The organism is Pseudomonas sp. Ors-4-3C (assembly GCF_055755035.1).
The window spans coordinates 1,493,791-1,519,509 of the sequence record NZ_CM146900.1; the positions used below are offsets into that span (position 1 = coordinate 1,493,791).

Here is a 25,719-nt window from a genome sequence, read left to right on the forward strand (position 1 = left end):
GCAGCCCCCATCTTGGTTTCAAGCTTAATTCCATCTGATTACGGCCATATGGCCGCCGTAGAGGCGAAATCATGAAGACAACCATCGAATTGCCTCTCCTGCCATTGCGCGATGTCGTGGTTTATCCGCACATGGTTATCCCGCTGTTCGTGGGGCGCGAGAAATCCATCGAAGCCCTCGAGGCCGCGATGACGGGCGACAAGCAGATCCTGCTGCTGGCCCAGAGAAACCCGGCTGACGATGATCCCGGTGAAGACGCTCTCTATCGCGTAGGTACGATTGCTACTGTGCTGCAGCTGCTGAAGCTGCCGGATGGCACGGTCAAGGTTCTGGTCGAAGGTGAGCAGCGCGGCGCTGTAGAGCGCTTCAGCGAAGTCGACGGGCATTGCCGCGCCGAGGTCTCGCTGATCGATGAAGTTGATGCCGCCGAGCGCGAATCCGAAGTGTTCGTGCGCAGCCTGCTGTCGCAATTCGAACAATATGTGCAGTTGGGCAAGAAAGTCCCGGCTGAAGTCCTGTCATCGCTCAACAGCATCGATGAGCCTGGCCGCCTGGTCGACACCATGGCCGCGCACATGGCGCTGAAGATCGAGCAGAAGCAGGAAATCCTCGAAATCATCGACCTGTCGGCCCGGGTCGAGCACGTGCTCGCGTTGCTGGATGCCGAGATCGATCTGCTGCAAGTCGAAAAACGCATTCGCGGTCGTGTCAAAAAGCAAATGGAGCGCAGCCAGCGCGAGTACTACCTGAATGAGCAGATGAAGGCCATTCAGAAAGAGCTCGGCGACGGTGACGAAGGTCACAACGAAATCGAAGAGCTGAAAAAGCGCATCGACGCTGCCGGATTGCCAAAAGATGCCCTGGCCAAGGCCACCGCCGAGCTGAACAAACTCAAGCAGATGTCGCCGATGTCCGCTGAAGCCACCGTGGTGCGCTCCTACATCGACTGGCTGGTGCAGGTGCCGTGGAAGGCACAGAGCAAGGTGCGCCTCGACCTGGCGCGTGCTGAAGACATTCTCGACGCCGATCACTATGGCCTTGAAGAGGTCAAGGAACGCATCCTTGAATACCTCGCCGTGCAGAAGCGCGTGAAGAAGATCCGCGGCCCGGTGTTGTGCCTGGTCGGTCCTCCTGGCGTGGGTAAAACCTCGCTGGCGGAGTCGATTGCCCACGCCACCAACCGTAAATTCGTGCGCATGGCCCTTGGTGGCGTGCGTGACGAGGCGGAAATTCGTGGTCACCGCCGGACCTACATCGGTTCGATGCCGGGAAGATTGATTCAAAAGATGACAAAAGTGGGTGTGCGCAACCCGCTGTTCCTGCTCGATGAAATCGACAAAATGGGCAGCGACATGCGCGGCGATCCAGCGTCGGCGTTGCTGGAAGTGCTTGATCCGGAGCAGAACCACAACTTCAACGATCACTATCTGGAAGTCGATTACGACCTGTCCGATGTGATGTTCCTGTGCACCTCGAACTCGATGAACATCCCGCCGGCACTGCTGGACCGGATGGAAGTCATTCGCCTGCCGGGCTACACCGAAGACGAAAAGATCAATATCGCCGTCAAGTACCTGTCGCCGAAGCAGATTGCCGCCAACGGTCTGAAGAAGGGCGAGCTGGAATTCGACGAAGAAGCGATTCGCGACATCATCCGTTACTACACCCGCGAAGCCGGTGTGCGTGGCCTCGAACGTCAGATCGCCAAGGTCTGCCGCAAGGCCGTCAAAGAGCACGCGCTGGAAAAACGCTTCTCGGTAAAAGTGACAGCTGATCTGCTGGAGCATTTCCTCGGCGTGCGTAAATTCCGTTACGGTCTGGCTGAGCAACAGGACCAGATCGGTCAGGTGACTGGCCTGGCGTGGACGCAGGTGGGCGGTGAACTGCTGACCATCGAAGCGGCTGTGGTGCCGGGTAAAGGTCAATTGATCAAGACCGGTTCGCTGGGCGATGTAATGGTCGAATCGATCACTGCCGCGCTGACTGTTGTACGCAGCCGTGCCAAGAGCCTGGGCATTCCTCTGGACTTCCACGAGAAGCGCGACACCCACATTCACATGCCGGAAGGGGCGACCCCGAAGGACGGCCCTAGCGCTGGTGTGGGCATGTGCACGGCACTGGTGTCGGCATTGACCGGGATCCCGGTACGCGCCGATGTCGCCATGACCGGCGAAATCACTCTGCGTGGTCAAGTGCTGGCAATTGGTGGTCTGAAGGAAAAACTGCTCGCGGCTCATCGCGGCGGAATCAAGATTGTGATTATTCCGGAAGAGAACGTGCGCGATCTGAAGGAGATTCCTGACAATATCAAGCAGGATCTGCAGATTAAACCGGTTAAATGGATTGACGAGGTCCTGCAAATTGCGCTGCAATACGCGCCGGAGCCCTTGCCGGATGTGGCTCCGGAGATAGTTTCCAAGGACGAAAAACGTGAGTCTGATTCAAAGGAAAGAATTAGCACGCATTAATCCGTTTTTGCCTGGGGGGCTTCCTTGACAGCTTTTTAGAGCCCTTGTTATAAAGCGGCTCTTAAGTGTCTGTAGGCCATTCAGCACTGTTTTTGCTTTCACCAAAAAACTTAGAATCATCTCAAAATAGATATAAGGGGACTTAGAGTGAACAAGTCGGAACTGATTGATGCTATCGCTGCATCCGCTGATATCCCGAAAGCTGCTGCTGGCCGTGCGCTGGACGCTGTAATCGAATCCGTCACTGGCGCTCTCAAGGCTGGCGACTCCGTTGTTCTGGTTGGTTTCGGCACTTTCTCCGTGACTGATCGTCCAGCTCGCGTTGGTCGTAACCCACAGACCGGCAAGACGCTGCAAATCGCTGCTGCTAAAAAGCCAGGTTTCAAAGCCGGTAAAGCACTGAAAGAAGCTGTCAACTAAGTTAGTTTGTTTCAGGTTTTTACCCATCCGGGTCGGGGTCAAGCCTGACTTGGCAGCGGAGCGGTAGAGCAGGTCGCTGGAACAGCCGCCTGTTACGCCGGGATCGAGGGTTCGAGCCCTGTCCGCTCCGCCAGTTACGAGAAGGCGCATCCTCGGATGCGCCTTTCTTCTATCCGGATTCTACCCACGCTCCACGGTTGCCTAATTTTTGAAGTTCAACCGTTTCTGGGGGACGCATGCTGCAGAATATCAGGGACAATTCACAAGGCTGGATTGCCAAGACCATTATCGGGGTCATCGTTGCACTGATGGCTTTGACCGGTTTCGATGCCATTTTCAAGGCCACTACGCACTCCAACGATGCGGCCAAGGTCAATGGTGAAGAAATCAGCCAGAACGAGCTGAGCCAGGCCGTTGACATGCAACGTCGCCAGTTGATGCAACAGCTGGGCAAGGACTTCGATGCTTCCTTGCTTGACGAAAAAATGCTTCGCGAGTCGGCCCTCAAGGGCCTGATCGATCGCAAGCTGCTGCTGCAAGGCGCAGAACAATCGAAATTCGCTTTCTCCGAAGGCGCACTGGATCAGGTGATCCTGCAGACCCCTGAATTCCAGGTGGACGGCAAGTTCAGCTCCGAGCGCTTCGACCAGGTGATCCGTCAACTAGGCTACTCCCGTATGCAATTCCGCCAGATGCTGGCTCAGGAAATGCTGATTGGTCAGTTGCGCGCCGGTGTTGCCGGCAGCGGCTTCGTCACCGACGCCGAAGTGCTGGCATTTGCCCGTCTGGAAAAACAGACCCGCGACTTCGCTTCGCTGAACGTCAAGGCCGATCCGGCCGCGGTCAAGTTGACCGACGATGAGGTAAAGGCCTACTACGACGAGCACGCCAAGGAGTTCATGACCCCTGAGCAGGTGGTTGTCGATTACGTCGAGCTGAAGAAGTCTTCGTTCTTTGACCAGGTTGCGGTCAAGGACGAAGACCTGCAGGCGGCGTATCAGAAAGAGATCGCCAACCTGTCGGAGCAGCGTCGTGCCGCGCATATCCTGATCGAAGTCAACGACAAGACGACCGACGCTCAGGCCAAGGCGAAGATCGAAGAAGTCCAGGCGCGTCTGGCCAAGGGCGAGAAATTCGAAGCGCTGGCCAAGGAGTTCTCGCAGGACCCGGGTTCGGCCAACAATGGCGGTGACCTCGGTTTCGCAGGTCCTGGCGTCTATGACCCAGCCTTCGAAAAAGCCCTGTACTCGTTGAACAAGGACCAGGTGTCCGAGCCGGTGCGTACCGATTTCGGTTACCACCTGATCAAGCTGCTAGGTGTTGAAGCGCCGGAAGTCCCGACCCTGGCCAGCCTGAAAGACAAGCTTACCCGCGAGCTGAAGACCCAACAGGTCGAGCAGCGTTTCGTCGAGGCGACCAAGCAACTCGAAGACTCGGCGTTCGAAGCGTCTGACCTGGCTCAGCCCGCGGCAGACCTGAAACTGACCGTGCACACCTCCAAACCGTTCGGCCGCGAAGGTGGCGAAGGCATCGCGGCCAACCGTGCTGTGGTGGCCGCTGCATTCAGCCAGGAAGTGCTGGAAGAAAATGCCAACAGCACCGGCATTGAGCTGGATCCGGAAACCGTGGTCGTGCTGCGCGCCAAGGAGCACCTGAAGCCTGAGCAACTGCCGCTGGAAGCTGTCAACACTGCTATTCGTGCCCAGCTGACCAAAGAGCATGCCAGCGCTGCGGCCAAGACCAAGGCTGAACAGTTGATCGCCAGTCTGCGTGATGGCAAGACTCCGCTGGACAAGGCGGTTGATGGCCAGAGCTGGAAGGTTGTGACGGCGGCGACCCGTGCTCAGGAAGGCATTGATCCGACTGTGCTGCAGGCGTTGTTCCGCATGCCGAAACCGGCGGCCAAGGACAAACCGACGTTCACCAGCGTGACCTTGCAGGACGGCAGTCTGATGATTGTGCGTCTGAATGGTGTCAACGAGGCGGTGGCGCCGACTGAAGAAGAGAAGGCTCAGTACCGTCGCTTCCTCGCGTCGCGTGAAGGTCAGCAGGACTTTGCGGCGTTCCGTAAGCAGTTGGAAAGCCAGGCTGATATCAAGCGGTATTGATGTTTGACTGAGTGGTAACAGGGAAGCCCTGACCTTATGGTCGGGGTTTTTTTTGAGCTTGGTTTTTTGAGCTTGGCGGCCTTTGGGCCGACCATGCTCTTGTGGATTGGGTGAATATCCGGCTCTTCGGGTGCTGGCGCTGGCGGTTTCGCTCTTACAGCGAGTCACCTTTTCCAAACGCCGAAAAGGTAACCCAAAAGGCTTTGCCCCGGCGTACGGCACTTCGCTTAGGCTCAGTGTTCCTTCGCTACGGTGTCCATCCGGGGGCATCGCCTCCGGTTTGCTTCGCTGCACCTCCTCTCGATGTATGCGGCTTCGCCGCATGGCGCTGCGCTCCCACCCCCGGATAAACCCCTCCACTCAGCCTGCCGATGGGGCCGGCACGGCAAGATCAAGAGCTGCAGCCGAGCTAACGCTCATCCTGTGTCGGAGCTGCCGAAGGCTCGGGCCGCGTTCGGACGATCTTTTGATCTTGATCTTGATCTTGTGGGAGCTGGCTTGCCAGCGATGGCGGCCTGTCAGGCGACCAATCTCTGACTGCCCACCCTAATCCCTGTGGGAGCGAGCCTGCTCGCGAAGGCGGTTGATCGGTCAACCAATTCGCGACAGACAAACCCATCACCTCACCCCCGCAAACCCATGATCCCGCGCCTTGAGCGCCGCATACAAAGTCAAAACCAGCAACCCCACAACAATCCATGGAAACGCGCCAACCCCCAGATTCCCCAGCAGTAATCCCCCCACCAGTCCGCCACCGGCGATCCCGACATTCCACAGCGTTACCAGCATCGACTGCGCCGTATCAGCAGCCTCTCCAGCGGTTTTCGCCGAAGCTGTCTGCAGCAGCGAAGGCATCGCACCGAATGCCAGGCCCCACACGGCGACGGCGATGTAGACCACGGTCGCCGATTCTCGCCATAGGCCCAAGGCGATGGCGGAGAGCATGAACAGCAGCGTGCTGATCAGCATCAGCTCGCGTAGCCAGTGGTCGATCAGGCTGCCGACGATCCACAGGCTCAGCACCGACGCCAGGCCAAATACCAGCAGCACCCGGTCGATATCGCTGGCCAGTCCCGACGGTTGCAGGAACGGTGCGATGTAGGTGTACAGCAGGTTGTGAGCAACCACGTAGGACAGGGTCACAAACAGTACCGGTCGCACGCCGGGCAGGGTGAAGACCTGACCCAGGGGCAGCTGTTTTCCCACGCGCTCGCCGGGGAAGTCCGGCACTTGCCAGCGCACCCAGGCCACCAGCAGCAGCGTCAGTGCGGTCATGATCGCGAAGCTCAGGCGCCAGCCGACCATCGTGCCGAGCAACGTTCCCGCCGGGATGCCCAGCGACAGGGCAAGCGGCGCGCCCAGCATGGCGACGGTGATGGCCCGGCCTTGCAGGTGGGGCGCAACCATGCGGCTGGCATAGCCTGCCAGCAATGCCCAGAGCAACCCGGCGAAGACCCCGGCCAGCAGTCGTGCGATCAAGGTCAGCCAATACAGCTCTGACAGGGCGGTGATGCTGTTGGCGATGGCGAAGCCGCCGATGGCTGACAGCAACAATGGGCGCCGGCGCCAGCTGCGGGTGGCGATGGTCAGCGGAATGGCGGCGAGCATCGAACCAATGGCGTACAGCGTGACCAGTTGGCCGATCAGCGCTTGCGAGACATTCAGCCCAGCGCTCATCTGTGGGAGCAGGCCGGCGGGCATGGCTTCGGTCAGCACGGTGATGAAGCCGGCGGTGGCCAGGGCCAGCAGGGCGCCGAGGGGCAAGCGTTCGGGTTCTTCAAGTGCAGTGTCGGGGCCTGGTGAGGCGAGTTGTGCGTCGTTCATGAGTCAGCGTCCATGTGCCGAAGGGGATGAAGGCCATAGGCTAGGACGCTGCGCATTGGAGAAAAATGGGTTACGGTTCCGAACATATCGGACACGGATGTCGTGAATGGGAGGAGTGGAATGGACAGCCTGGGCAGTATTTCGGTGTTTGTGCAGGTTGCCGAGACCCGCAGTTTTACCGAAGCGGGGCGGCTGCAGGGCGTTTCGTCTTCGGCGGTCGGCAAAAGTATCGCGCGGCTGGAGACGCGACTTGGCGTGCGGCTGTTTCATCGCACGACTCGCAGCATCACCCTGACCAGCGAGGGCGCGCTGTTCCTCGAGCGCTGTCGCAAGATTCTCGCCGAGGTGGAAGCCGCCGAGTTCGAACTGTGCAATTCCGCGTCGCAACCCCATGGCAAGTTGCGTATCAGCCTGCCGCAGGTGCATGGGCTGGTGATGCCGGTGATGAACGAGTTCATGGCGCTGTACCCGCAGATCGAGCTGGATCTGGACCTGACCGATCGCATGGTCGATGTGGTCGAGGAGGGCTTCGACGCAGTGATTCGCACCGGCAAGCCTCGGGATTCACGGCTGATGGCGCGGCCCTTGGGCGAGTTTCACATGGTGCTGGTGGCTAGCCCGCTTTATCTGCAGCAACGTGGCATGCCGCAGATTCCGGCCGATCTGGCGGATCACGCCTGTTTGCGGCATACCTTTCATGCCACCGGCAAGCTGGAACCGTGGCCGTTGATCCGCGAGGAGGGTGGGGCGGAGCCGGTCTTGCCGGCCCGACTGGTCAGTACATCGATCGAAGCCGTCAGCCATGCAGCCATTGCCGGCATGGGCATCGCCTGCCTGCCGGACTTCATGACCCATGAGGCAGTGGCGCAGGGGCGCTTGCAACGGGTGCTGGATGCTCATCTGCAACACGTCGGTCAGTTCTGGGTGTTGTGGCCGTCGAGCCGCCATGCAACCGCCAAATTGCGGGTATTTATCGATCATTTATCGACGCGGCTTTTTCCCGACGCTCATCCTCGGTAAAGTTGTAACTGTTTTAAGACACTAATCCGTGCGCCGCGGGGCCGCGATCTGTTGCACAATACGCCCCGGACCGTTTTTCCTCAGGATGTTTAATGTTGATTTCAACTCCCATGCGTGTCGTTGGGTTGGCGCTGTTGTTGACCGCTGTGGCCGGCTGTTCGAAAGACAAGCCGATCTATGAGCATGAGAATTTCGACGATTCCGGTACGTATTCTCGCAATTACCCGGTTGCCGATGTCGCCAGTTGCGAGGCGGCCCGTCGTGCGCTGCTCAGCCAGGGCTACATCATCACCAGCAGTGACCCGAAACTGGTCAGTGGCCACAAGAGCTTCCAGCAGACCGGTGAAACCCACCTGGAGATCAGCTTCAACGTGGTCTGCGCCGAAGATGGCAGTGCCAAGCACCATGCCACAGTGTTCGCCAACGCCTTGCAGGATCGCTACGCGCTGAAGAAGACCAACAACTCCGCCAGTCTCGGAGTCGGCGTGTTGGGTTCGGTGTCGATGCCGATCGGTTCCTCCGATGATTCGATGGTCAAGGTCGCCAGTGAGACCGTGACCTCGCAGAAGTTCTACGAGCGATTCTTCACCCTGGTCGAACTGTTCCTGCCGGCGGATGCGAAGAAGGCCGCGCACATCGAAGAAAAACCCAAGACCGACCTCGGTGTGCCGGAGCCGAAGCCTGCCGCTGTAGCGCCGACAACCCCGGCTACCCCGGCACCGACGGTAGAAACAACGCCTGCGCCGCCGCCAGCCGGGATTGTCGAGCCAGCCCAGACCACCGCGCCGGCAGCACCGGCAGCGACCCCAGCGCCGGCCCCGGTTGCACCGACGCCAGTGGGTTCCGAACCTGTGGTGCCGCCTGCCGAGCCCGCGCCGATCACCCCGGCACCGAGTGCTGAACCTGCTCCGGCCACCGAAACGATCACGCCGCCGGCCAACCCGACCAATATCCCGCCGCCGTCCGAGCCGATTCCGGCGATGCAATAAGCTGCGCGCAGCCCTCCTGTGGGAGCGGGCTTGCTCGCGAAGGCGGAGTGTCAGTCAATGTATATGTTGATTGACACTGCGCCTTCGCGAGCAAGCCCGCTCCCACATTTGTTTTGTGGTGTACTCAAATCTCGTTACATTCCCCCGACAAAAATCCTGCGATAAATTCCTGACCACCTGCTACGTTTTATTCATGAAGGCGGGATGTCACTTTTCCTTCATACGGGCACGATAGGCTCGAAGCACTGGTCAGTTGACCGGGCTATTTTCAAGCGAGCAGCAGGGGGATGACACGATGGATGACTATCAAGAAGAACTGCTCGAATACCAGGCCTTTGAACTCGATCAGCCAGAACCGGCAGAAGACGCCACCGAGCTGTAAGGCGTCAGGCGGTTTTGCGGTGACTGCGGCGAAACTCGCCAGGGGTCTGACCGCTCCAGCGTTTGAAAGCGCGCTGAAACGCCTCGGCTGAAGCAAAGCCCAGCAGGTAGGCAATTTCGCCGAACGCCAGTTCGGTGTCGCGGATGTAGGTCATCGCCAGATCACGGCGGGTGTCATTGAGGATCGCGCGAAACTGCGTGCCTTCCTCGGCCAGTTTGCGCCGCAACGTCCAGGTCGGCAGCTTCAGACGCGCCGCCACTTCTTCCAGGTCGGGTTCCCGGCCACCATTGAGCAACGGCCCCAACAGCTGAGTGATGCGTTCACGCAGACTTCGGGTGCGGGTCAATTGCTCCAGCTCCCGTTCGCACAACGCGAGCAAATGCTTCCAGGTGCTCGGGCAGTGCTCCGGGTTGCGCTGAGCGAGGCTGGTGAGGCTTAAGCGCAGTTGATTGCGTTCGGCGCCGAACTGCAGTGGACAGTCGCCCAGCACGCTGTAGGCGTCGCGATAGGTTGGCTCGTCAAATTCGATTTCGATGCGTTCCGCTCGCAGTTGCTCGCGGCCGACGCTGGACAGCTGATGCAGCCAGCCAGCGATGATTGAATCCACCACAAAGCGGTTATAGGCGTTGTACGGGCTGATCGAATAGAAGCGCAGCCAGGCGCCATTCGCGTCTTCATGAAAACTCGACTGTCCGCGATAGTTGGAACCGTACAACGGCTCGAAGCGGATTAGGCAACGGGCAGCCTCGCGCACGGTCGGCGCCTGAGCGGCGGTGACCCCGGCAAGCCCAGCCTGACTCAAACGACTGAGCTGGCCCATGCGCAAGCCAAGTGCCGGGTCGCCGGTCAACTGAATCGCGCTGTGCCCCAGCCGCATGTAGCGCGGGATTGACAGCCGCGCGCCGGCCTCGGCCAGTCGAGCGGCGTCCAGCCCGTATTGTTCCAGCAGCGGTTGCGAGTCGACGCCATGGCTGCGCACGGCATCGGCAAGGCTGTGGACGAAGCCAACCGACAGATCCCCAAGGCGCATCGGCATTGGTTTCATGGCTTACAACCAGATGTTCAGCAGACGCGCGCCACGGGCTTCGCCATCGGCGAATTGCTGGCCGTTGCTGCTGAGGAAGCTTTGTCCCGAACCGGGTTTGTCCCAGAACTGGCCGCGCAGGAACACACTCATCCCGGCAATCGCGCGACTGCTCGGCGGCTGCGCGGTCAGCGTCAGGCGATGCCAGGCCTGACCTTCACTGATTTCCCCGGGCTTGAGGCTGACCGAACCCGGTGTGCTCGAACCCTTGTAGCCGGCCCACGGCTGATTCCAGGCGTCGTGACCGACGACGAAGGCGGGCACCGCCACCAGTTGCGCGCCTTGCTCGTCGAGTCGGCGATAGTTGTCGGGGTACCAGCTGTCGCTGCCGATCAGCACACCCAGACGCCCGGCCGGGGTCTCGATCACGTTGATCGCATGCTCGTCTTCGCTATTGATCACGTCGCGCTGTTCGAAGATCGGGTGCATCTGCCGCTGGGGCTGACCCAGCGGCACACCATCACGGCCGAACACCACGCTACTGTTGAACAGCGCGCCGCTGCCGGGTTTGAGCTGGCCGTCGCGGATGCTCGGTTCGGGCAAGACGATAGAACCGGCCACCAAGGTCACGTGGAATTCCTTGGCCAGCCCGCCGAACAGCGCCTGGTAATCCTTGGCCATGACTTTGGACTTCATGCGCAGGTGCGCGTCGTCGAGGCGATTTTCGCCCTTGGCAGTGAGCCAGGCGCGGGCGAACAGCAACGGATTGCTCGCCGCCAGCCAGTTCATCGCTTCGACGAGAGTCGGGGCCTGGTACAGCTCGTCTTTCTCGCCGCTGATCATCAGCCATGTGCCGACATGCTCGGGCAGGACGACTACGGTTTTTTCGTTGAGCAATCCTTGATCCTGCGCTTGCTGCAGATAGGCCGCGAATTTGCGGTGCAGGCGCTCGGGGCTCTGGTAGTCGGTAGGGAACAGTTCCGGCTGGATGCCCAGCAGATTGCCTCGATCAGCTGGGGTGCCCTGATCGACCGCCAGTTTGATGCGCAGGTCCGACAGGTAATGGCCCGCCGGCCGGTCCGCCGCCCACATGGCGTAGGTGGTCAGGGCGGCAACGATGGCCATGGAGAAAAACAGGTACAGAAGTTTGCGCATGAAAACCAACAACAGCCGGGTACAGGGTGTGGCACCTAGGGTAGGGCGCATGCCGGCGCTTGCCAAGGGGCGCTGCGCATTTGGATCAATAACTTGTCAGTTTCGGTCATTGAGTGACAGCAGTGCGACTCTTAGGCTGTCGAACATGACTGACGGGGGACGCAGAGCTCCCGCAATTTCCGTGATCGCTCGTTGTGGAGTTACCGATGACCGCCCATTACCCGCACCTGTTGGCCCCGCTGGACCTGGGATTCACCACGCTGCGCAACCGCACCCTGATGGGGTCGATGCACACTGGCCTCGAAGAAAAACCGGGCGGCTTCGAACGCATGGCGGCGTACTTCGCCGAGCGCGCCCGGGGTGGTGTCGGCCTGATGGTCACCGGCGGTATCGGCCCGAACGACGAGGGCGGCGTATACTCCGGCGCAGCCAAACTGACCACCGAGGAAGAAGCGCTCAAGCACCGCATTGTCACTCGCGCAGTGCACGAGGCGGGCGGCAAGATCTGCATGCAGATCCTCCACGCCGGGCGTTATGCCTACAGCCCGAAACAGGTCGCGCCGAGTGCGATTCAGGCACCGATCAACCCGTTCAAGCCCAAAGAGCTGGACGAGGAAGGCATCGAGAAACAGATCAGCGATTTCGTCACCTGTTCGGTCCTGGCGCAGAGCGCCGAGTACGACGGCGTGGAAATCATGGGCTCGGAAGGTTATTTCATTAACCAGTTCCTCGCCGCGCACACCAACCACCGGACCGACCGCTGGGGTGGCAGCTACGAAAACCGCATGCGCCTGCCGGTGGAAATCGTCCGTCGTGTACGTGAAGCGGTGGGCCCGAACTTCATCATCATTTTCCGCCTGTCGATGCTCGATCTGGTCGAGGGCGGCAGCAGCTGGGAAGAAATCGTGACCCTGGCCAAAGCCATCGAGCAGGCCGGCGCGACCATCATCAACACCGGCATCGGCTGGCACGAAGCACGCATCCCGACCATCGCCACCAAAGTGCCGCGCGCCGCGTTCAGCAAGGTCACCGCCAAACTGCGTGGTTCGGTGAGCATTCCGCTGATTACCACCAACCGCATCAACACCCCGGAAATCGCCGAGCAGATCCTCGCTGAAGGCGATGCTGACATGGTCTCGATGGCCCGGCCGTTCCTTGCCGATCCGGACTTCGTCAACAAGGCCGCGGAAGGTCGCGCCGATGAAATCAACACCTGCATCGGTTGCAACCAGGCGTGCCTCGATCACACCTTCGGCGGCAAGCTCACCAGTTGCCTGGTCAACCCGCGTGCCTGCCACGAAACCGAGCTCAACTACCTGCCGGTGCAGCAGGTCAAGAAGATCGCGGTGGTCGGTGCCGGCCCTGCCGGTCTGTCCGCCGCGACTGTGGCCGCCGAGCGCGGGCATCAGGTGACGTTGTTTGATTCGGCCAGCGAAATCGGTGGCCAGTTCAACATCGCCAAGCGTGTGCCGGGCAAGGAAGAGTTCTTCGAAACCCTGCGCTACTTCAAGCGCAAGCTGCAGACCACCCATGTCGAGGTGTGCCTCAACACCCGTGTCGACGTGGCGAAACTGGTCGAGGGCGGTTACGACGAAATCATCCTCGCCACCGGCATCGCGCCACGTGTGCCGGCGATTCCGGGCGTCGAAAATGCCAAGGTGCTGAGCTACCTGGACGTGATCCTCGAGCGCAAACCGGTGGGCAAACGCGTGGCGGTGATCGGCGCAGGCGGTATCGGTTTCGACGTCTCGGAATTCCTTGTGCACCAAGGCGTGGCCACCAGTCTGGATCGCACCGCGTTCTGGAAGGAGTGGGGCATCGACACCCATCTGGAGGCCCGTGGTGGCGTGGCCGGGATCAAACCGGCGCCGCATGCACCGGCCCGTGAAGTGTTCCTCTTGCAGCGCAAGAAAACCAAGGTCGGCGACGGTCTGGGCAAGACCACCGGCTGGATTCACCGCACTGGCCTGAAGAACAAGCAGGTGCAGATGCTCAACAGCGTCGAATACCTGAAGATCGACGACGAAGGCCTGCACATCCGCATCGGCGAAACCGGCGAGCCGCAAGTGTTGGCGGTGGACAACATCGTGATCTGCGCCGGCCAGGATCCGCTGCGTGAGCTGCAGGACGGTCTGGTGGCGGCGGGGCAGAATGTGCACCTGATCGGCGGCGCCGATGTGGCGGCGGAGCTGGATGCCAAGCGCGCGATCAATCAGGGGTCGCGTCTGGCTGCTGAGCTCTAAGCCCCACAAATCTCCAATGTGGGAGCGGGCTTGCTCGCGAAGGCGTCGTGTCAGTTGACCTATGCAATGACTGACAGACCGCATTCGCGAGCAAGCCCGCTCCCACATTGGTTTTGTGTTGTCCCGGAGATTTATGGATGGCGCGGATCCTGTAGGAGTGAGCCTGCTCGCGATGGCGTCCTGTGAGCGATTAGAATGCCGGCTCAGTCCAGAATGATCATTCGGCCATGCTTCTTCCTCCCGCCAACTGGCTACCCCAAGCCCCCCTCGAACGACTTCAGCTCGACTGGCTCAGCACCGCCGGTATCGAGGTCGTCATCCTGCGTCTGGACCGGATCGACCCGCTGATCAGTGGCAACAAGTGGTTCAAACTCGTTGAGCACCTCAAGGCCGCCGATCGCGCCGGGGCGCGAGGCATCATCAGTCTTGGTGGCGCGCATTCCAATCATCTGCATGCGCTCGCAGCGGCGGGCAAACGCCTGGGCTTCAAAACAGTCGGCCTGTTGCGCGGGCATCCGCAGCAGACGCCCACGGTTGCAGATTTGCAGGCGTTCGGCATGCAACTGCACTGGCTGGGGTTTGGCGGCTATCGGGATCGGCATGCGCCGGGGTTCTGGCAGCCGTGGCAGACACAGTATCCGGACTTTCATGCGGTGCCGGAGGGCGGCGGCGGATTGCCCGGGGCGCTCGGTTGTGCGGCGCTGAAGGCGCAGGTCAACGCGCAATTGGCCGGATTGGGCTGGAGCGATTATCACGGCTGGTGGCTGGCCTGCGGCACTGGGACGACGTTGGCAGGGCTGGTGCTCGCCGAGGCGGGAGAGCATCCGGTGTACGGTGCGCTGGCGGTGCCGGAGGACCATGGCGTGGCGCCGCAGGTTGAGGCGATTGTTCAGGAGGCGGGGCGGGTTGCGGTGGACTACGCGCTGTTCGACGCGAGCCGGGGTGGTTTTGCCAAGGTTGATGCACAGTTGCTTGAATTCATCGACAGCACTGAGCGCAGTAGTGGCGTTCCGCTGGAGCCGCTGTACACCGGCAAGGCGTTATTGGCGCTGAAGCAGCAGGTTGAAGCGGGCAGGTTCGAGCACGGCACGCGGCTGATCTTCGTGCATACCGGCGGCTTGCAGGGGCGCCGCGGATTCAGTTCCTGCAGTTGAACTTATGTGGCGAGGGAGCTTGCTCCCGCTCGGCGGCGCAGCCGTCGCAAGTCCAGCGACAGCGCTCTGCCTGACTGTCCGCATTTTCAGAATTTGGGTCTGCTGCGCAGCCCAGCGGGAGCAAGCTCCCTCGCCACAGGGCATGTCACTGAACCAATGTTCAATTGCGCTTGGGCATCATCCGCAACAGGGTGTTATCGCCGACCACATAATGGTGATACAGCCCCGCCAGCGCATGCAGGCCGATCAGCCAGTAGCCGATGTTGCCGATCAACACGTGCCAGTGTTCCACCTGCTTGGCGAAAGCCTTGTCTTCATTGACCAGCAGTGGCAGATCGAAGCCGTAGAACATCACCTGATGCCCCTCGGCGCTGGTGATCAGCCAGCCGAGGATCGGCATGCTGATCATGAACAGGTACAACAGCCAGTGCATCACCCGCGCCAGCAAGGTCTGCCATTGGGGGGACGCCGGGAAGATTTTCGGTGCCGGGCCGATGCTGCGGGCCACCAGACGAAACCACACCAGCACGAACACGGTCAGGCCGAGCATGTAATGCACTTCGCGAATCAGCGAGCGGCCGCCACTGCCCTTGGGAAAGATCCCGCGCAACTCCATGCTGGCATACACCAGGATCAACAGGACCAGCATCAGCCAGTGCAGCAGCACGGATACGGTGCTGTAGCGGGATTCGGAACTTGTCCACGGCATACGGTATTTCCTCACGGATCAGGGTCGCTGCGTGCCGTTCTTGTGCGACGGCATGCTTTAACTGTAATCCGCTTTGACGGATTTGCCTGATGCTGATCGGTCTTTTAATGCGCTGAATCAGGTGTTGTGCTGCTTTTTCATAAAAAAACGCCAGTGTCACGAAGACACTGGCGTTTTTTCTTTTAACGCAGCGGCGATCAGCTCGATTGTGGCATTTCACCGTTGGCCAGGCGCTTGTTGATATCGGCAATCACCTCCGGCAAGTCGCTGATGGTGTCGATCATGTAGTGCGGACGCGAATCGGCGAACAGCGCGTGGATGCGTTTGCGTTCGCTGGCCAGTTCGTCGCTGCCCAGCGCACGGTAGCCCGCGTAATCCAGGCCCAGCGCGTTGCCCGAGCAGATCAGCGCCACAGTCCACATGCCGGCGCGACGGCCTTCGAGGATGCCCGGCACGGTGTCGTCGATCTTCACGCAGGCGCCGACATCGTCGATGCCGAGGGCGATCACGTTGGCCAGAGCCTGAGCCGGCCATGGACGGCCATTTGGCACTTCGTCGGTAGCCACCACGTGGTCGGCGACGTAGCCATTAGTGGCAGCGAGGGCCACGACCTTGTCCATCACCTGTTTCGGGTAGCCGGAACAGGAACCGATCTTGATCCCTTGCTGGCGCAGGTTGGCGATGGTGTCCAGCGCGCCGGGAATCAGTGCCGAGTGCTCGGCGATCTTCTCGATCTGCAGTGGCATGAAGCGGTTGTAGATGGCGGTGACGTCATCGTCGGTCGGCGTACGGCCGAACGTCTTGCGATAACGCTCGGCCACTTGCGGCTGATCGCACAGGGTGCGGATGTGGTCCCACTTGCCCATGCCCATCGGGCCACGGGCCTCTTCGATGGACACCTGCACGTCGAATTCGGCAAAGGCTTCGACGAAGATCTGGGTTGGCGCGAACGAGCCGAAATCGACCACGGTGCCGGCCCAGTCGAGGATGGCGGCTTGCAGCTTGCTTGGGTTGGTGTAGTTCATGGCAATCAATTCCTGAGTTGGCAATACGGTTCAAAACTGTGGGAGCGGGCTTGCTCGCGAAGGCGTTGTGTCAGTCGACATTAATGTTGAATGTTCAACCGCTTTCGCGAGCAAGCCCGCTCCCACAGGGGGATTGGGGTGCAGTTCAGATCTCGAGGACTTCCATCTCGCGCAGCACTTCACCCACTGCCGCGACGGCCTGGCGCATTTCGTCCGGGCTGACGTGGCCGATGCAGCCGACGCGGAAGGTTTCGACTTGGGTCAGCTTGCCGGGGTAGAGGATGTAACCCTTGGCCTTGACCCGTTCGTAGAAGTCCTTGAACTGGTAGCGCGGGTCTTGCGGGGCATGGAAGGTGGCGATGATCGGTGCCTGGATCGCCGCCGGCAGAAAACTGCGCAGCCCGAGCTTGCCCATCTCTTCCATCAGCGCCTGGCAGTTGGCGGCGTAGCGCGCATGGCGAGCGGGGAGGCCACCTTCTTCGTTGTATTGCAGCAGCGCTTCGTGCAGCGCCGCGACCACGTGGGTCGGCGGGGTGAAGCGCCACTGACCGGTCTTCTGCATGTAGCTGTGCTGGTCGTACAGGTCCATCGCCAGCGAGTGCGAATTGCCGGCGGCTGCGGCCAGTGATTCTTTGCGAGCAAAGACGAAACCCATTCCCGGCACGCCCTCCAGACACTTGCCGGAGGCGGCGATCAGTGCGTCGAACGGCACTCTTTGCGCGTCCACCGGCAGTGCGCCGAACGAGCTCATGGCGTCGATGATCAAGCGCTTGCCGTGTTGCGCAACGACGTCAGCGATCTCCGGCAACGGGTTGAGGATGCCGGTGCTGGTTTCGCAGTGAATCAGCGCAACGTGGGTGATGTCGCGGTCGGCGCGCAGCAGACGATCGACGTCGGCGGCGGTAGTCGGTTCGTCTTCGGCAGTCTCAAAGGTGCTGAACGAGCGGCCGAGCACTTCGCAGATCTTCGCCAGACGCTTGCCGTAGGCGCCGTTGATCAGCACCAGGACTTTACCGTCACGCGGCACCAGGGTACCGATGGCAGCTTCGACGGCGAAGGTGCCGCTGCCCTGCAACGGCACGCAGTGGTGAGTGGCGGCGCCGTTGAGGATCGCCAGCAGTTGCTCGCAGAGGCTGGCGGTCAGTTGATTGAAGCGGTCATCCCATGACCCCCAGTCGACCATCATTGCCTGGCGGGTGCGCGCCGAGGTGGTCAACGGGCCGGGAGTGAGCAGGATGGGGGCGGCAGTACTCATTCGTGTGTCCTCGCGAAAGCGCTGTGGGATGAAGCTACGGGGCATACGTTGCAATTCGGCGTTGCATCAATCAAATTGTTTGTTGTTATGCCAGCCATCAGTGAGGGTTATTCATGAATCTGTTCCAGCTGCGTGCCTTCGACGCCGTGGCCCGGGAAGGCAGCTTCACTCGCGCCGCCGCACGCTTGTTTATCAGCCAGCCGGCGGTCACCGGACACATCAAGGCGCTGGAGGAGCACTACCAGATCACCTTGTTGCGCCGTACGGCACGCCGGGTGGAGCTGACCGAGGAGGGCACCAAACTGGCGGCGATCACGCGCGCCATGTTCGGTCTGGCCGAAGAAGCGCAGACCATGCTTGAGGCCAACCGCCAGTTGCTCACCGGGCGTCTGGAGGTGGCGGCGGACGGGCCGCACATGGTCATGCCGATGCTCGCCAGCCTGCGCGCACGTTATCCGGGGATCACGGTGAATCTGCGCCTGGGCAATGCGCAGGAAACTCTCGCCGCGCTGCTATCCGAGCATGCGGACGTGGCGGTGCTGACCGAGGTCGAACCGCGCAAGGGCCTGCACCTGCAAGCCTTGAGCGAATCGCGGATCTGCGCGCTGGTGCCCGCCGGGCATGCGTGGGCGCAGCGTGCCGGCGAAGTAAAACTCAAGGAGCTGGATCAGGTGATCATGGTGCTGCGCGAGCCGAGTTCGATCACCCGGCGCACCTTTGATCAGGCCTGCATGCAGGCGACGGTGCATCCGCGAGTGTTGCTGGAGCTGGACAGTCGTGAGGCGGTGACCGAAGCGGTGGCGGCGGAACTCGGGGTGGGTGTGGTGTCTTCGGTGGAGGTCAGCCATGACCCGCGGGTGGTGGCGATTCCGATTGTCGGGGACGGGTTGGTCAATCGGCACATGATCGGGTGCATGGAGCGGCGGCGGGAATTGCGCTTGATTCAGGCGTTCTTTGGTCTGACGACAGTCTGACAATTCGCGGCGCGTCAATCGCGAGCAAGCTCGCTCCCACAGGTATTGTGGCGTGTACATAATGTGTGAACGACCGAGAACCCTGTGGGAGCGAGCTTGCTCGCGAAGGGGCCAGACCGGTTTACACAAGACTCTCGCGCACCATATCGAGAAACGTCGCCACCACCCGCCGCGAACTCTGCTCACGCAAGCACACCAGCGTCTCGGTCAACCGCCGGGTGCAATCGGTAATCGGCAACGCACACACCCGCGAATCCGCGCCAAACTCCGCCGCCGACACCACCCCCACACCAATCCCCACCACCACCGCCTCACGCGCGGCTTCCCGGCCCTCGACCTGAATCGCCGGGCGAATACGAAACCCGGCGCGGGCCATTTCTTCTTCCAGGGTCTGCCGGGTCACCGAGCCGTGTTCGCGCAGCACCAGTGGCGTGTCGTCGAGATCGGCCAGGCAGATCGACTCACGCTCGGCCCACGGGTGATGGCGCGAAACGAACGCCACCATCGGGTCGTTGCGCAGTGGCACGCACAGCAGGCGCTCATCAGTGACATCGCGCCCGAGCAGCGCCAGATCGGCCTGATAGTTGAACAGGCGAAACAGCGATTCATCGGTGTTGCCGGTTTCGATCTTCACGCTGATCCCCGGGTAGCGCTCGCAAAACCGCGCGATCTGCGGCAGCACATGCACCGGCGCATCCACTGCCAGAATCAGGCTGCCGGTTTGCAAGGCCCGGGAATCCTGCAGCAACTCCTGTGCCTCAGCCTCGATCACAAACAGCCGTTGGGTAATCGCCAGCAGACGCTCACCGAGATCGGTCAGGCGCACCGAACGCTTGTTGCGGTGAAACAGCAACACGCCAAAGCGTTCCTCGAGTTTGCGCACCTGGTCGGAAATCGCCGGTTGTGTGAGAAAAAGCCGTTCGGCGGCTTTAGTGAAGCTTCCGTGGACAGCCACGGCGTGAAAGGCTTTGAGCTGGGCGTGGGACACCGACATGCAGCCTCCAGTAACAAGCTGAGCTTATGTGTGAAATACGATAAATCGATTTTATTTATTAAACAGTAATTGCTTTGATCCGCTCACGCCATCGCTGCCTGTCTGTTCGGACAGCAGGGTTGGCGATGAGCCTGTGCGTGCAACAACAGGACTCATCTGACCGCTATCGCCATCAGGGATGGGCGCTGGCGCAGTGCTCAACAATAAAAAACACAGGCGTTTACTTAACGATTCTGCCGGCACACTCACACCCTGAGGTCAGAACCACAATGAACAAGCACATCGGCACCATTGCGCGTTGGCGCATGCAGATTTTCGCTGTCACCTGGCTCGCGTACGCCGCTTTCTATTTCACCCGCAAAGCGTTTTCGGTGGCCAAACTGGGCATCGCCGAAGACCCGACCTTCATGCTCGACAAGATGGCCATGGCCAACCTCGATGCAATCTATCTGGCGGCCTACGCCATCGGCCAATTCACCTGGGGCATGCTCGCCGACCGCTTTGGCCCAAGGGTTGTGGTGCTCGGCGGGCTGTTGATTTCCGCGGGTGCGGCACTGGTGATGGGCAGCTTCGCCACGCTGCCGATCTTCGCCACTTGCATGCTGATTCAGGGCCTGGCGCAATCCACCGGCTGGTCGGGGCTGTGCAAGAACCTCGGCAGTTTCTTCCCGGCCGAACAGCGTGGGCGGGTACTCGGTCTGTGGAGTTCCTGCTACGCGTTTGGCGGTCTGGTGGCCTCGCCGTTTGCCGGCTGGTGGGCGTATACGCTGATGGGCACCTGGCACGCCGCGTTCATTTCCAGTGCGGCGGTAGTGGCGGCGGTGGCGGTGCTGTTCTTTATATTCCAGCGCAACAAACCGGAAGACGTCGGCTTGCCAGCGGTGGAGCCGGAGCCGGAACTCAGTGCGGCAGAGACCGAAGCCAACAGCAAACTCAGCGTCTGGGAGCCGTTGAAGGAAATCCTGCGCAACCGCACGGTGCTGGTGCTGGGCCTGGCGTATTTCATGCTGAAACCGGCGCGCTACGCGATTCTGCTGTGGGGCCCGGTGATCGTCTTCGAACAGATGCCCAGTGTCGGCAAGGTCGGCGCGGCGATCATTCCCACCTCGTTCGAACTGGCCGGTCTGCTCGGGCCGATCATGATCGGCATGGCCTCGGACAAACTGTTCGGCGCCCGGCGCATGCCAGCCTGCGTCCTCAGCCTGCTGGCGCTGACCGTGACCCTAGCGCTGTTCATGGGCGCGTTGCACACCGGCAGCGTGATGCTGGTGGTGGCGCTGCTGTTTGTCATGGGCCTGACCCTGTACGGACCGGACTCGATGATCAGCGGCGCGGCGGCGATCGACTTTGGCAAGGCTAAGGCCGGTGCCACCGCGGCCGGTTTCGTCAACGGTTGCGGCTCGGTCGGCGCAGTGCTCGGCGGATTGCTGCCGGGTTACTTCGATTCGGTGACGGTGTTCATCGTCTTCGCCGGCTGCGCATTGTTCTCGGCGCTGGTGCTGATTCCGCACTGGAACAGCCGCCCGGTCGGGGTGATGGAACCGCGCGCGTCCATCCCCAATTGCCCGCTGACCATCAAACCCCTGCGTAACTGAAAACCCTTGCCTCGCGGCCTGCTGCGGCGCTCGCGGCAGGCTGTGTCGTGGCCATCTGACTGGAGAATCCCATGCGACCGTTTTGGCTCGAACAGGCCTTGCAGGCCGATCCATCCGCAACGTGCCCACCGCTGCAAGGCGAAGTACGCACTGACGTGTGCATCGTCGGCGGCGGCTACACCGGGTTGTGGACGGCGATCATGCTCAAGCAGCAGAACCCTGAACTCGATGTGCTGCTGATCGAAGCCGACATCTGCGGCGCCGGTGCCAGCGGGCGCAACGGCGGTTGTGCGTTGTCGTGGTCAGCCAAGTATTTCACCCTCGAGCGGCTGTTCGGCGTCGAGGAGGCGGTACGTCTGGTCAAGGAATCCGAGCGCAGCATCCACGCCATCGGCGCGTTCTGCGAACAGTACGGCGTCGAGGCCGATTATCGCCTCGACGGCACGCTGTACACCGCTACAAACAAGGCGCAGGTCGGCTCGACTGACGCAGTGATCGCGGCGCTGGAGCGGCAGGGCATCAACTCATTCACCCAGCGGCCGGTGGCAGACGTGCAGCGCATGGCCGGTTCCAGCAAGCATCTGGAGGGCTGGTTCTCGCCGGCGGCGGCCAGTGTGCAACCGGGCAAACTGGTGCGCGGCCTGCGCCGGGTGGCGTTGCAACTCGGCGTGAAGATCCATGAAAACACTGCGATGACCGGCCTGGAAGAAGGGCGCCCGGCGCGCATTCACACCGCCGGCGGCAGTGTGATCGCCGACCGCGTGGTGCTGGCGATGAACGCGTGGATGGCCCGCGCGTTTCCGCAGTTCGAGCGTAGCGTGGCGATTGTTTCCAGCGACATGCTGATCACCGAGCCACGCCCGGATCTGTTACAGGATATCGGTTTGACCAGCGGCGTCACGGTGCTCGATTCGCGGATTTTCGTGCACTACTACCACAACACGCCGGACGGCCGGATCATGCTTGGCAAGGGGGGTAATACCTTCGCTTTTGGTGGGCGGATGTTGCCGGTGTTTGATCAGCCGTCGCCCTATGCCGATTTGCTCAAGCGCAGCCTTGGGGAGTTTTTTCCGGCGTTTGCCGAGGTCAAGGTCGATGCGACCTGGAATGGGCCGTCGGATCGTTCGGTGACCGGGTTGCCGTTTTTTGGGCAGATGAGTGCCAGTGGCAATGTGTTTTATGGTTTTGGTTATTCCGGCAGTGGTGTCGGGCCGTGTCACATGGGCGGGCAGATTCTTGCCTCGTTGGTGCAGGGGCTTGATAACCCTTGGACCCGTTCGCCATTGGTGAATGGGCCGCTGGGGTATTTTCCGCCGGAGCCGATTCGGTATCTGGGGTCGTTGATGGTGCGTAATGCGATTCGGCGCAAGGAGCGGGCTGAGGATCATGGGCGGCGGCCGCGGCATCTGGATGTGCGGTTGGCGAGGTTTGCGGCGGCGGCGGGGAAGGCTGACAAGGGGTGATTGGGGGGCTTTGATTTATGGGGGCATATCCGTTGCTGCGGTAACGGCGGCTTGGGGTTCCGCCCTTACGGCGGGTCACTTTTTCCAGACGCCGAAAAAGTAACCAAAAAGGCTTTACCCTGACGTTCGGCCCTCGCTTAGGCTCGGGTTCCTTCGCTCCGGGATTCATCCGGGGGGCAGCGCCTACGGTTTGCTTCGCTGCACCTCCTCTCGCTGTGTTTGGCTGCGCCAAACGGTCGCTGCGCTCCCACCCCCGGATAAACCCCTCCGCTCAGCCTGCCGACGGGCCCTGAGATCAAAAGCTTTACTCGAGCTAACGCTCATTGTGTTGAGTGGGGCGGCTTCGCCGCATGCGGGGCACGCTCTCTGAACTGTAGGAGCCAGCTTGCTGGCGATGGCGGCCTGACAGCCGACCATTCTCTAACTGAACACACTTATTCCAACTGTAGGAGTGAGCCTGCTCGCGATAGCGCCCTCCCAGCCAAACAGTTTCCGGCCGCTGTACTCAATTCCAATGTCTGCGGCGCTTACGGATCGGCACCATGGAGCAGCCAATCGAGCAACAGGCTGCTGTCGCGCGGTGGCGGCGTTTGGGTCGGTGGCGCGGGCCGCGGGTTGGCGAGGCAGAGGATCGGTCGATCCGGGTCGCTGTCGAGGAAGCTCACCCACACTTCACTGCCGGCGCGGGGTAGCTGGTGGGCGGCGAGTTGGCCGGCGCCGGTCAGCGCGATCGGCAGCCACAGGCATGCAGACTCAGCGGTCTGCGCCGGCCAGAGGCTGACGCCGATGCGCCCGCGATCGTCCAGTGGCGCTGGCTGGCCGGGCGATCCCAGCACTTGCGCCAGGTGATAGCCGCCGATGTTCGGACGTGGCTGTGCCAGAGGCGGGCGGAAATCGCTCGACCAAGGCAGGGCAGTAAAGTCGTTTTGATAGCGATGCACACCCGTAGTCGGATCAAGAATCGAAGGGTGCTGGCCTTGATGGTGCAGTTCGGTGATCAGCCATTGTTCGTTGAAGGCATTGATCGGGTGCCCGCTGATCTGCAACAGATGGCCGCTGCGCAGTGCGCTGCAATCGCAGCAGCCCCGGATCGTGCGCGACTGGCAGCGCTGGCGTTGCAGGTGTCGACGGCTGCGTTGTTCGGCGTGGCGCTGTTCGCCCGACAGGTTCAACGGTGTGAGCGCGGGCACGGGGTGGTTGGCCGCGTCTGCGGCGCTGATCTCCTGGCCCCGGTTGCGAATGCTGTGCGCGGCCATGACGGGGGTCGCGTCATGGCGTTGCAACAGGGTGCTGATGCGCGGCGACGGCGTGTCGTCGGTCACGGCAAACGGCACGGGCAATGGTTCCTGCGGCAGGCTCAGGTTGTCATCGGCAAACACCACGACATGCCCCTGCGGGCGATGTTCGAAGTGATAGTGAATGCCTTCCTCCTCACACAGTCGTTGCATGAAGGCCAGGTCGCTTTCCTCGAACTGAAGGCAAAATTCCCTTGGTGGGTATTGGCCGACGCTCATCTCGATCCGGTAACTGTCCGCCGGCAGTTCATGTTCGCCGAGCAATTGCGCGAGGATCGTCGGCACACTCGCTTGCACGAAGACCCGGCGCCGCGGCGACTGCTCCAGACTCAGCAGATGCGGGACCAGCGTCAGCCGGTAACCGATACGGTGGCTGGCGCGATGTTCGCAACTGACACTGTGGATCAGGCCATGAATCCCGTGATCGACGCCCAGACGCAGGAACGCCGGTTGGCGCAGCAGGCTTCCCGGCGGCAGGGCGGGGGCCAGACCGATCACGTCAATCTCGAAACGAAAAGGCTGATTCAGTGCTTCCTTGCCGCTGAAACGCAGCACCGGCAGGCACAGTTGGCCGTCACTCAGGGTCAGGGTGAAAGGGCTTTCCTTGTCATTGAGCATTCGTACGGGCTCTGTGGGGCAATACGGACGGCAGAGGGTACGAAAACGCGAGCACGAATGGTCATGGCTAGTGTGGTTTTCAGAATCGCCCTACAAGGTGTGGTGAAGATGTCGATTCAACAATGAATATTTTTGGTCGATTGCCAACTTTAGGCCGTATAAACTTGGCGCCACGCGTCGGCCAATAGATGTCTCGGCGCCACAGATCAAGAGAGTGAGTAATGGGCGCACAGTGGAAGGTTAAACACAAAGAAGCGGCAGCCAACGCCAAGGGCAAGATCTTCGGCAAACTGGTGAAAGAAATCACCATCGCTGCCCGCAACGGTGCCGATACCGCCACCAACGCACACCTGCGTCTGGTGGTCGAACAGGCCAAGAAAGCTTCGATGCCCAAGGAAACCCTGGACCGCGCCATCAAAAAAGGCGCCGGCCTGCTGGGCGAAACCGTGCAGTACCACCGCGTGACGTACGAAGGTTTCGCGCCGCATCAGGTTCCGTTGATCGTCGAGTGCGTCACCGACAACATCAACCGCACCGTCGCAGAAATTCGCGTGGCCTTCCGTAAGGGCCAACTGGGTGCTTCCGGTTCGGTGGCCTGGGATTTCAACCACGTCGGCATGATCGAAGCTGCGCCGGACACTCCGGACGCCGATCCGGAAATGGCCGCGATCGAGGCCGGTGCCCAGGACTTCGAACCGGGTGAAGAGGGCGCGACCCTGTTCCTGACCGATCCGACCGACCTCGACGCCGTACAGAAGGCCCTGCCTGAGCAAGGTTTCACTGTGCTGTCGGCCAAACTCGGCTACCAGCCGAAGAACCCGGTCAGCGGCCTGAGTGCCGAGCAGATGGCTGAAGTTGAAGCGTTCCTGGAAGGCCTCGACAACCATGACGATGTGCAGGACATGTTTGTTGGTCTGGCGGGCTGATCTGTTGCAAAGATAACTGTGGCGAGGGAGCTTGCTCCCGCTCGGCTGCGCAGCAGTCGTTGTTTTTGGGACGGCTTT

Annotated in this window: 20 protein-coding genes; 12 read left to right on the forward strand and 8 right to left on the reverse strand. The window is 61.1% G+C overall.

Annotated features, from left to right (window positions below):
- The first annotated feature begins 71 nt into the window (after positions 1–71).
- The 3 genes from lon (at position 72) to ACVHNU_RS06775 (ending at position 4,996) form a co-directional block, all read left to right on the forward strand.
- Positions 72–2,468: an endopeptidase La gene (lon, locus tag ACVHNU_RS06765; RefSeq protein WP_003223634.1), complete on the forward strand. Its 2,397-nt coding sequence runs from the start codon at positions 72–74 to the stop codon at positions 2,466–2,468.
- 147 nt (positions 2,469–2,615) lie between these two features.
- The gene (locus ACVHNU_RS06770) at positions 2,616–2,888 is read left to right on the forward strand and encodes an HU family DNA-binding protein (RefSeq protein ID WP_008077714.1); all 273 of its coding nucleotides are present in this window, start codon (positions 2,616–2,618) and stop codon (positions 2,886–2,888) included.
- Between the two features lie 236 nt (positions 2,889–3,124).
- Entirely contained in the window at positions 3,125–4,996 is a 1,872-nt protein-coding gene (locus tag ACVHNU_RS06775) for a SurA N-terminal domain-containing protein (protein WP_003223636.1), read from the forward strand.
- Between the two features lie 618 nt (positions 4,997–5,614).
- Here the strand turns inward: ACVHNU_RS06775 and ACVHNU_RS06780 are convergent.
- Positions 5,615–6,820 carry an MFS transporter gene (locus tag ACVHNU_RS06780; RefSeq protein ID WP_473019271.1) on the reverse strand — a complete coding sequence of 402 codons (1,206 nt, stop codon included), beginning with the start codon at positions 6,818–6,820 and terminating at the stop codon, positions 5,615–5,617.
- A gap of 120 nt (positions 6,821–6,940) precedes the next feature.
- On the opposite strand from ACVHNU_RS06780, the gene ACVHNU_RS06785 reads away from it, so the two are divergent.
- From ACVHNU_RS06785 to ACVHNU_RS06795, 3 genes are all read left to right on the forward strand, one after another.
- Positions 6,941–7,840, forward strand: coding sequence for a LysR family transcriptional regulator (locus ACVHNU_RS06785; protein WP_473019272.1), 900 nt, complete (start codon positions 6,941–6,943; stop codon positions 7,838–7,840).
- A 92-nt stretch (positions 7,841–7,932) separates the two neighbouring features.
- A complete protein-coding gene (locus ACVHNU_RS06790) occupies positions 7,933–8,829 on the forward strand; it encodes a DUF2242 domain-containing protein (RefSeq protein WP_473019273.1) in 897 nt (298 codons plus the stop codon).
- A 253-nt stretch (positions 8,830–9,082) separates the two neighbouring features.
- Positions 9,083–9,211, forward strand: coding sequence for a hypothetical protein (locus ACVHNU_RS06795; protein ID WP_473019274.1), 129 nt, complete (start codon positions 9,083–9,085; stop codon positions 9,209–9,211).
- 4 nt (positions 9,212–9,215) lie between these two features.
- On the opposite strand, the gene ACVHNU_RS06800 is transcribed toward ACVHNU_RS06795, so the two are convergent.
- The gene (locus tag ACVHNU_RS06800; RefSeq protein ID WP_473019275.1) at positions 9,216–10,256 is read right to left on the reverse strand and encodes an AraC family transcriptional regulator; all 1,041 of its coding nucleotides are present in this window, start codon (positions 10,254–10,256) and stop codon (positions 9,216–9,218) included.
- A 3-nt stretch (positions 10,257–10,259) separates the two neighbouring features.
- Positions 10,260–11,390 (reverse strand): nitrilase-related carbon-nitrogen hydrolase, encoded by a 1,131-nt coding sequence (locus ACVHNU_RS06805; RefSeq protein ID WP_473019276.1) that lies wholly within the window; start codon positions 11,388–11,390, stop codon positions 10,260–10,262.
- Positions 11,391–11,596: 206 nt separating this feature from the next.
- Here ACVHNU_RS06805 and ACVHNU_RS06810 point away from each other — a divergent pair, with 206 nt between their 5' ends.
- A complete protein-coding gene (locus ACVHNU_RS06810; protein WP_473019277.1) occupies positions 11,597–13,633 on the forward strand; it encodes an oxidoreductase in 2,037 nt (678 codons plus the stop codon).
- A 227-nt stretch (positions 13,634–13,860) separates the two neighbouring features.
- Positions 13,861–14,787, forward strand: coding sequence for a 1-aminocyclopropane-1-carboxylate deaminase/D-cysteine desulfhydrase (locus ACVHNU_RS06815; protein WP_473019278.1), 927 nt, complete (start codon positions 13,861–13,863; stop codon positions 14,785–14,787).
- A gap of 160 nt (positions 14,788–14,947) precedes the next feature.
- On the opposite strand, the gene ACVHNU_RS06820 is transcribed toward ACVHNU_RS06815, so the two are convergent.
- From ACVHNU_RS06820 to ACVHNU_RS06830, 3 genes are all read right to left on the reverse strand, one after another.
- Entirely contained in the window at positions 14,948–15,496 is a 549-nt protein-coding gene (locus tag ACVHNU_RS06820; protein WP_103486576.1) for a cytochrome b, read from the reverse strand.
- Positions 15,497–15,693: 197 nt separating this feature from the next.
- The gene (gene phnX, locus ACVHNU_RS06825; protein ID WP_473019279.1) at positions 15,694–16,521 is read right to left on the reverse strand and encodes a phosphonoacetaldehyde hydrolase; all 828 of its coding nucleotides are present in this window, start codon (positions 16,519–16,521) and stop codon (positions 15,694–15,696) included.
- Positions 16,522–16,666: 145 nt separating this feature from the next.
- Positions 16,667–17,776, reverse strand: a complete 1,110-nt coding sequence (locus ACVHNU_RS06830) for a 2-aminoethylphosphonate--pyruvate transaminase (RefSeq protein WP_473019280.1) — start codon at positions 17,774–17,776, stop codon at positions 16,667–16,669.
- Positions 17,777–17,889: 113 nt separating this feature from the next.
- Between ACVHNU_RS06830 and ACVHNU_RS06835 the strand changes: the two genes are divergently transcribed.
- Positions 17,890–18,750, forward strand: coding sequence for a LysR substrate-binding domain-containing protein (locus ACVHNU_RS06835; protein ID WP_473019281.1), 861 nt, complete (start codon positions 17,890–17,892; stop codon positions 18,748–18,750).
- A gap of 121 nt (positions 18,751–18,871) precedes the next feature.
- Here the strand turns inward: ACVHNU_RS06835 and ACVHNU_RS06840 are convergent, their stop codons facing one another.
- The gene (locus ACVHNU_RS06840) at positions 18,872–19,744 is read right to left on the reverse strand and encodes a LysR family transcriptional regulator (RefSeq protein ID WP_226501282.1); all 873 of its coding nucleotides are present in this window, start codon (positions 19,742–19,744) and stop codon (positions 18,872–18,874) included.
- Positions 19,745–20,013: 269 nt separating this feature from the next.
- Here ACVHNU_RS06840 and ACVHNU_RS06845 point away from each other — a divergent pair, with 269 nt between their 5' ends.
- The gene (locus ACVHNU_RS06845) at positions 20,014–21,339 is read left to right on the forward strand and encodes an MFS transporter (RefSeq protein WP_003223657.1); all 1,326 of its coding nucleotides are present in this window, start codon (positions 20,014–20,016) and stop codon (positions 21,337–21,339) included.
- 71 nt (positions 21,340–21,410) lie between these two features.
- On the forward strand, positions 21,411–22,802 hold the full coding sequence (locus ACVHNU_RS06850) for an FAD-dependent oxidoreductase (RefSeq protein ID WP_473019282.1): 1,392 nt from the start codon (positions 21,411–21,413) through the stop codon (positions 22,800–22,802).
- A 527-nt stretch (positions 22,803–23,329) separates the two neighbouring features.
- Here ACVHNU_RS06850 and ACVHNU_RS06855 read toward each other — a convergent pair.
- Positions 23,330–24,715, reverse strand: a complete 1,386-nt coding sequence (locus ACVHNU_RS06855) for a type VI secretion system Vgr family protein (protein ID WP_473019283.1) — start codon at positions 24,713–24,715, stop codon at positions 23,330–23,332.
- Between the two features lie 221 nt (positions 24,716–24,936).
- Here ACVHNU_RS06855 and ACVHNU_RS06860 point away from each other — a divergent pair, with 221 nt between their 5' ends.
- Positions 24,937–25,641, forward strand: a complete 705-nt coding sequence (locus ACVHNU_RS06860) for a YebC/PmpR family DNA-binding transcriptional regulator (protein WP_003223660.1) — start codon at positions 24,937–24,939, stop codon at positions 25,639–25,641.
- Positions 25,642–25,719 lie beyond the last annotated feature (78 nt).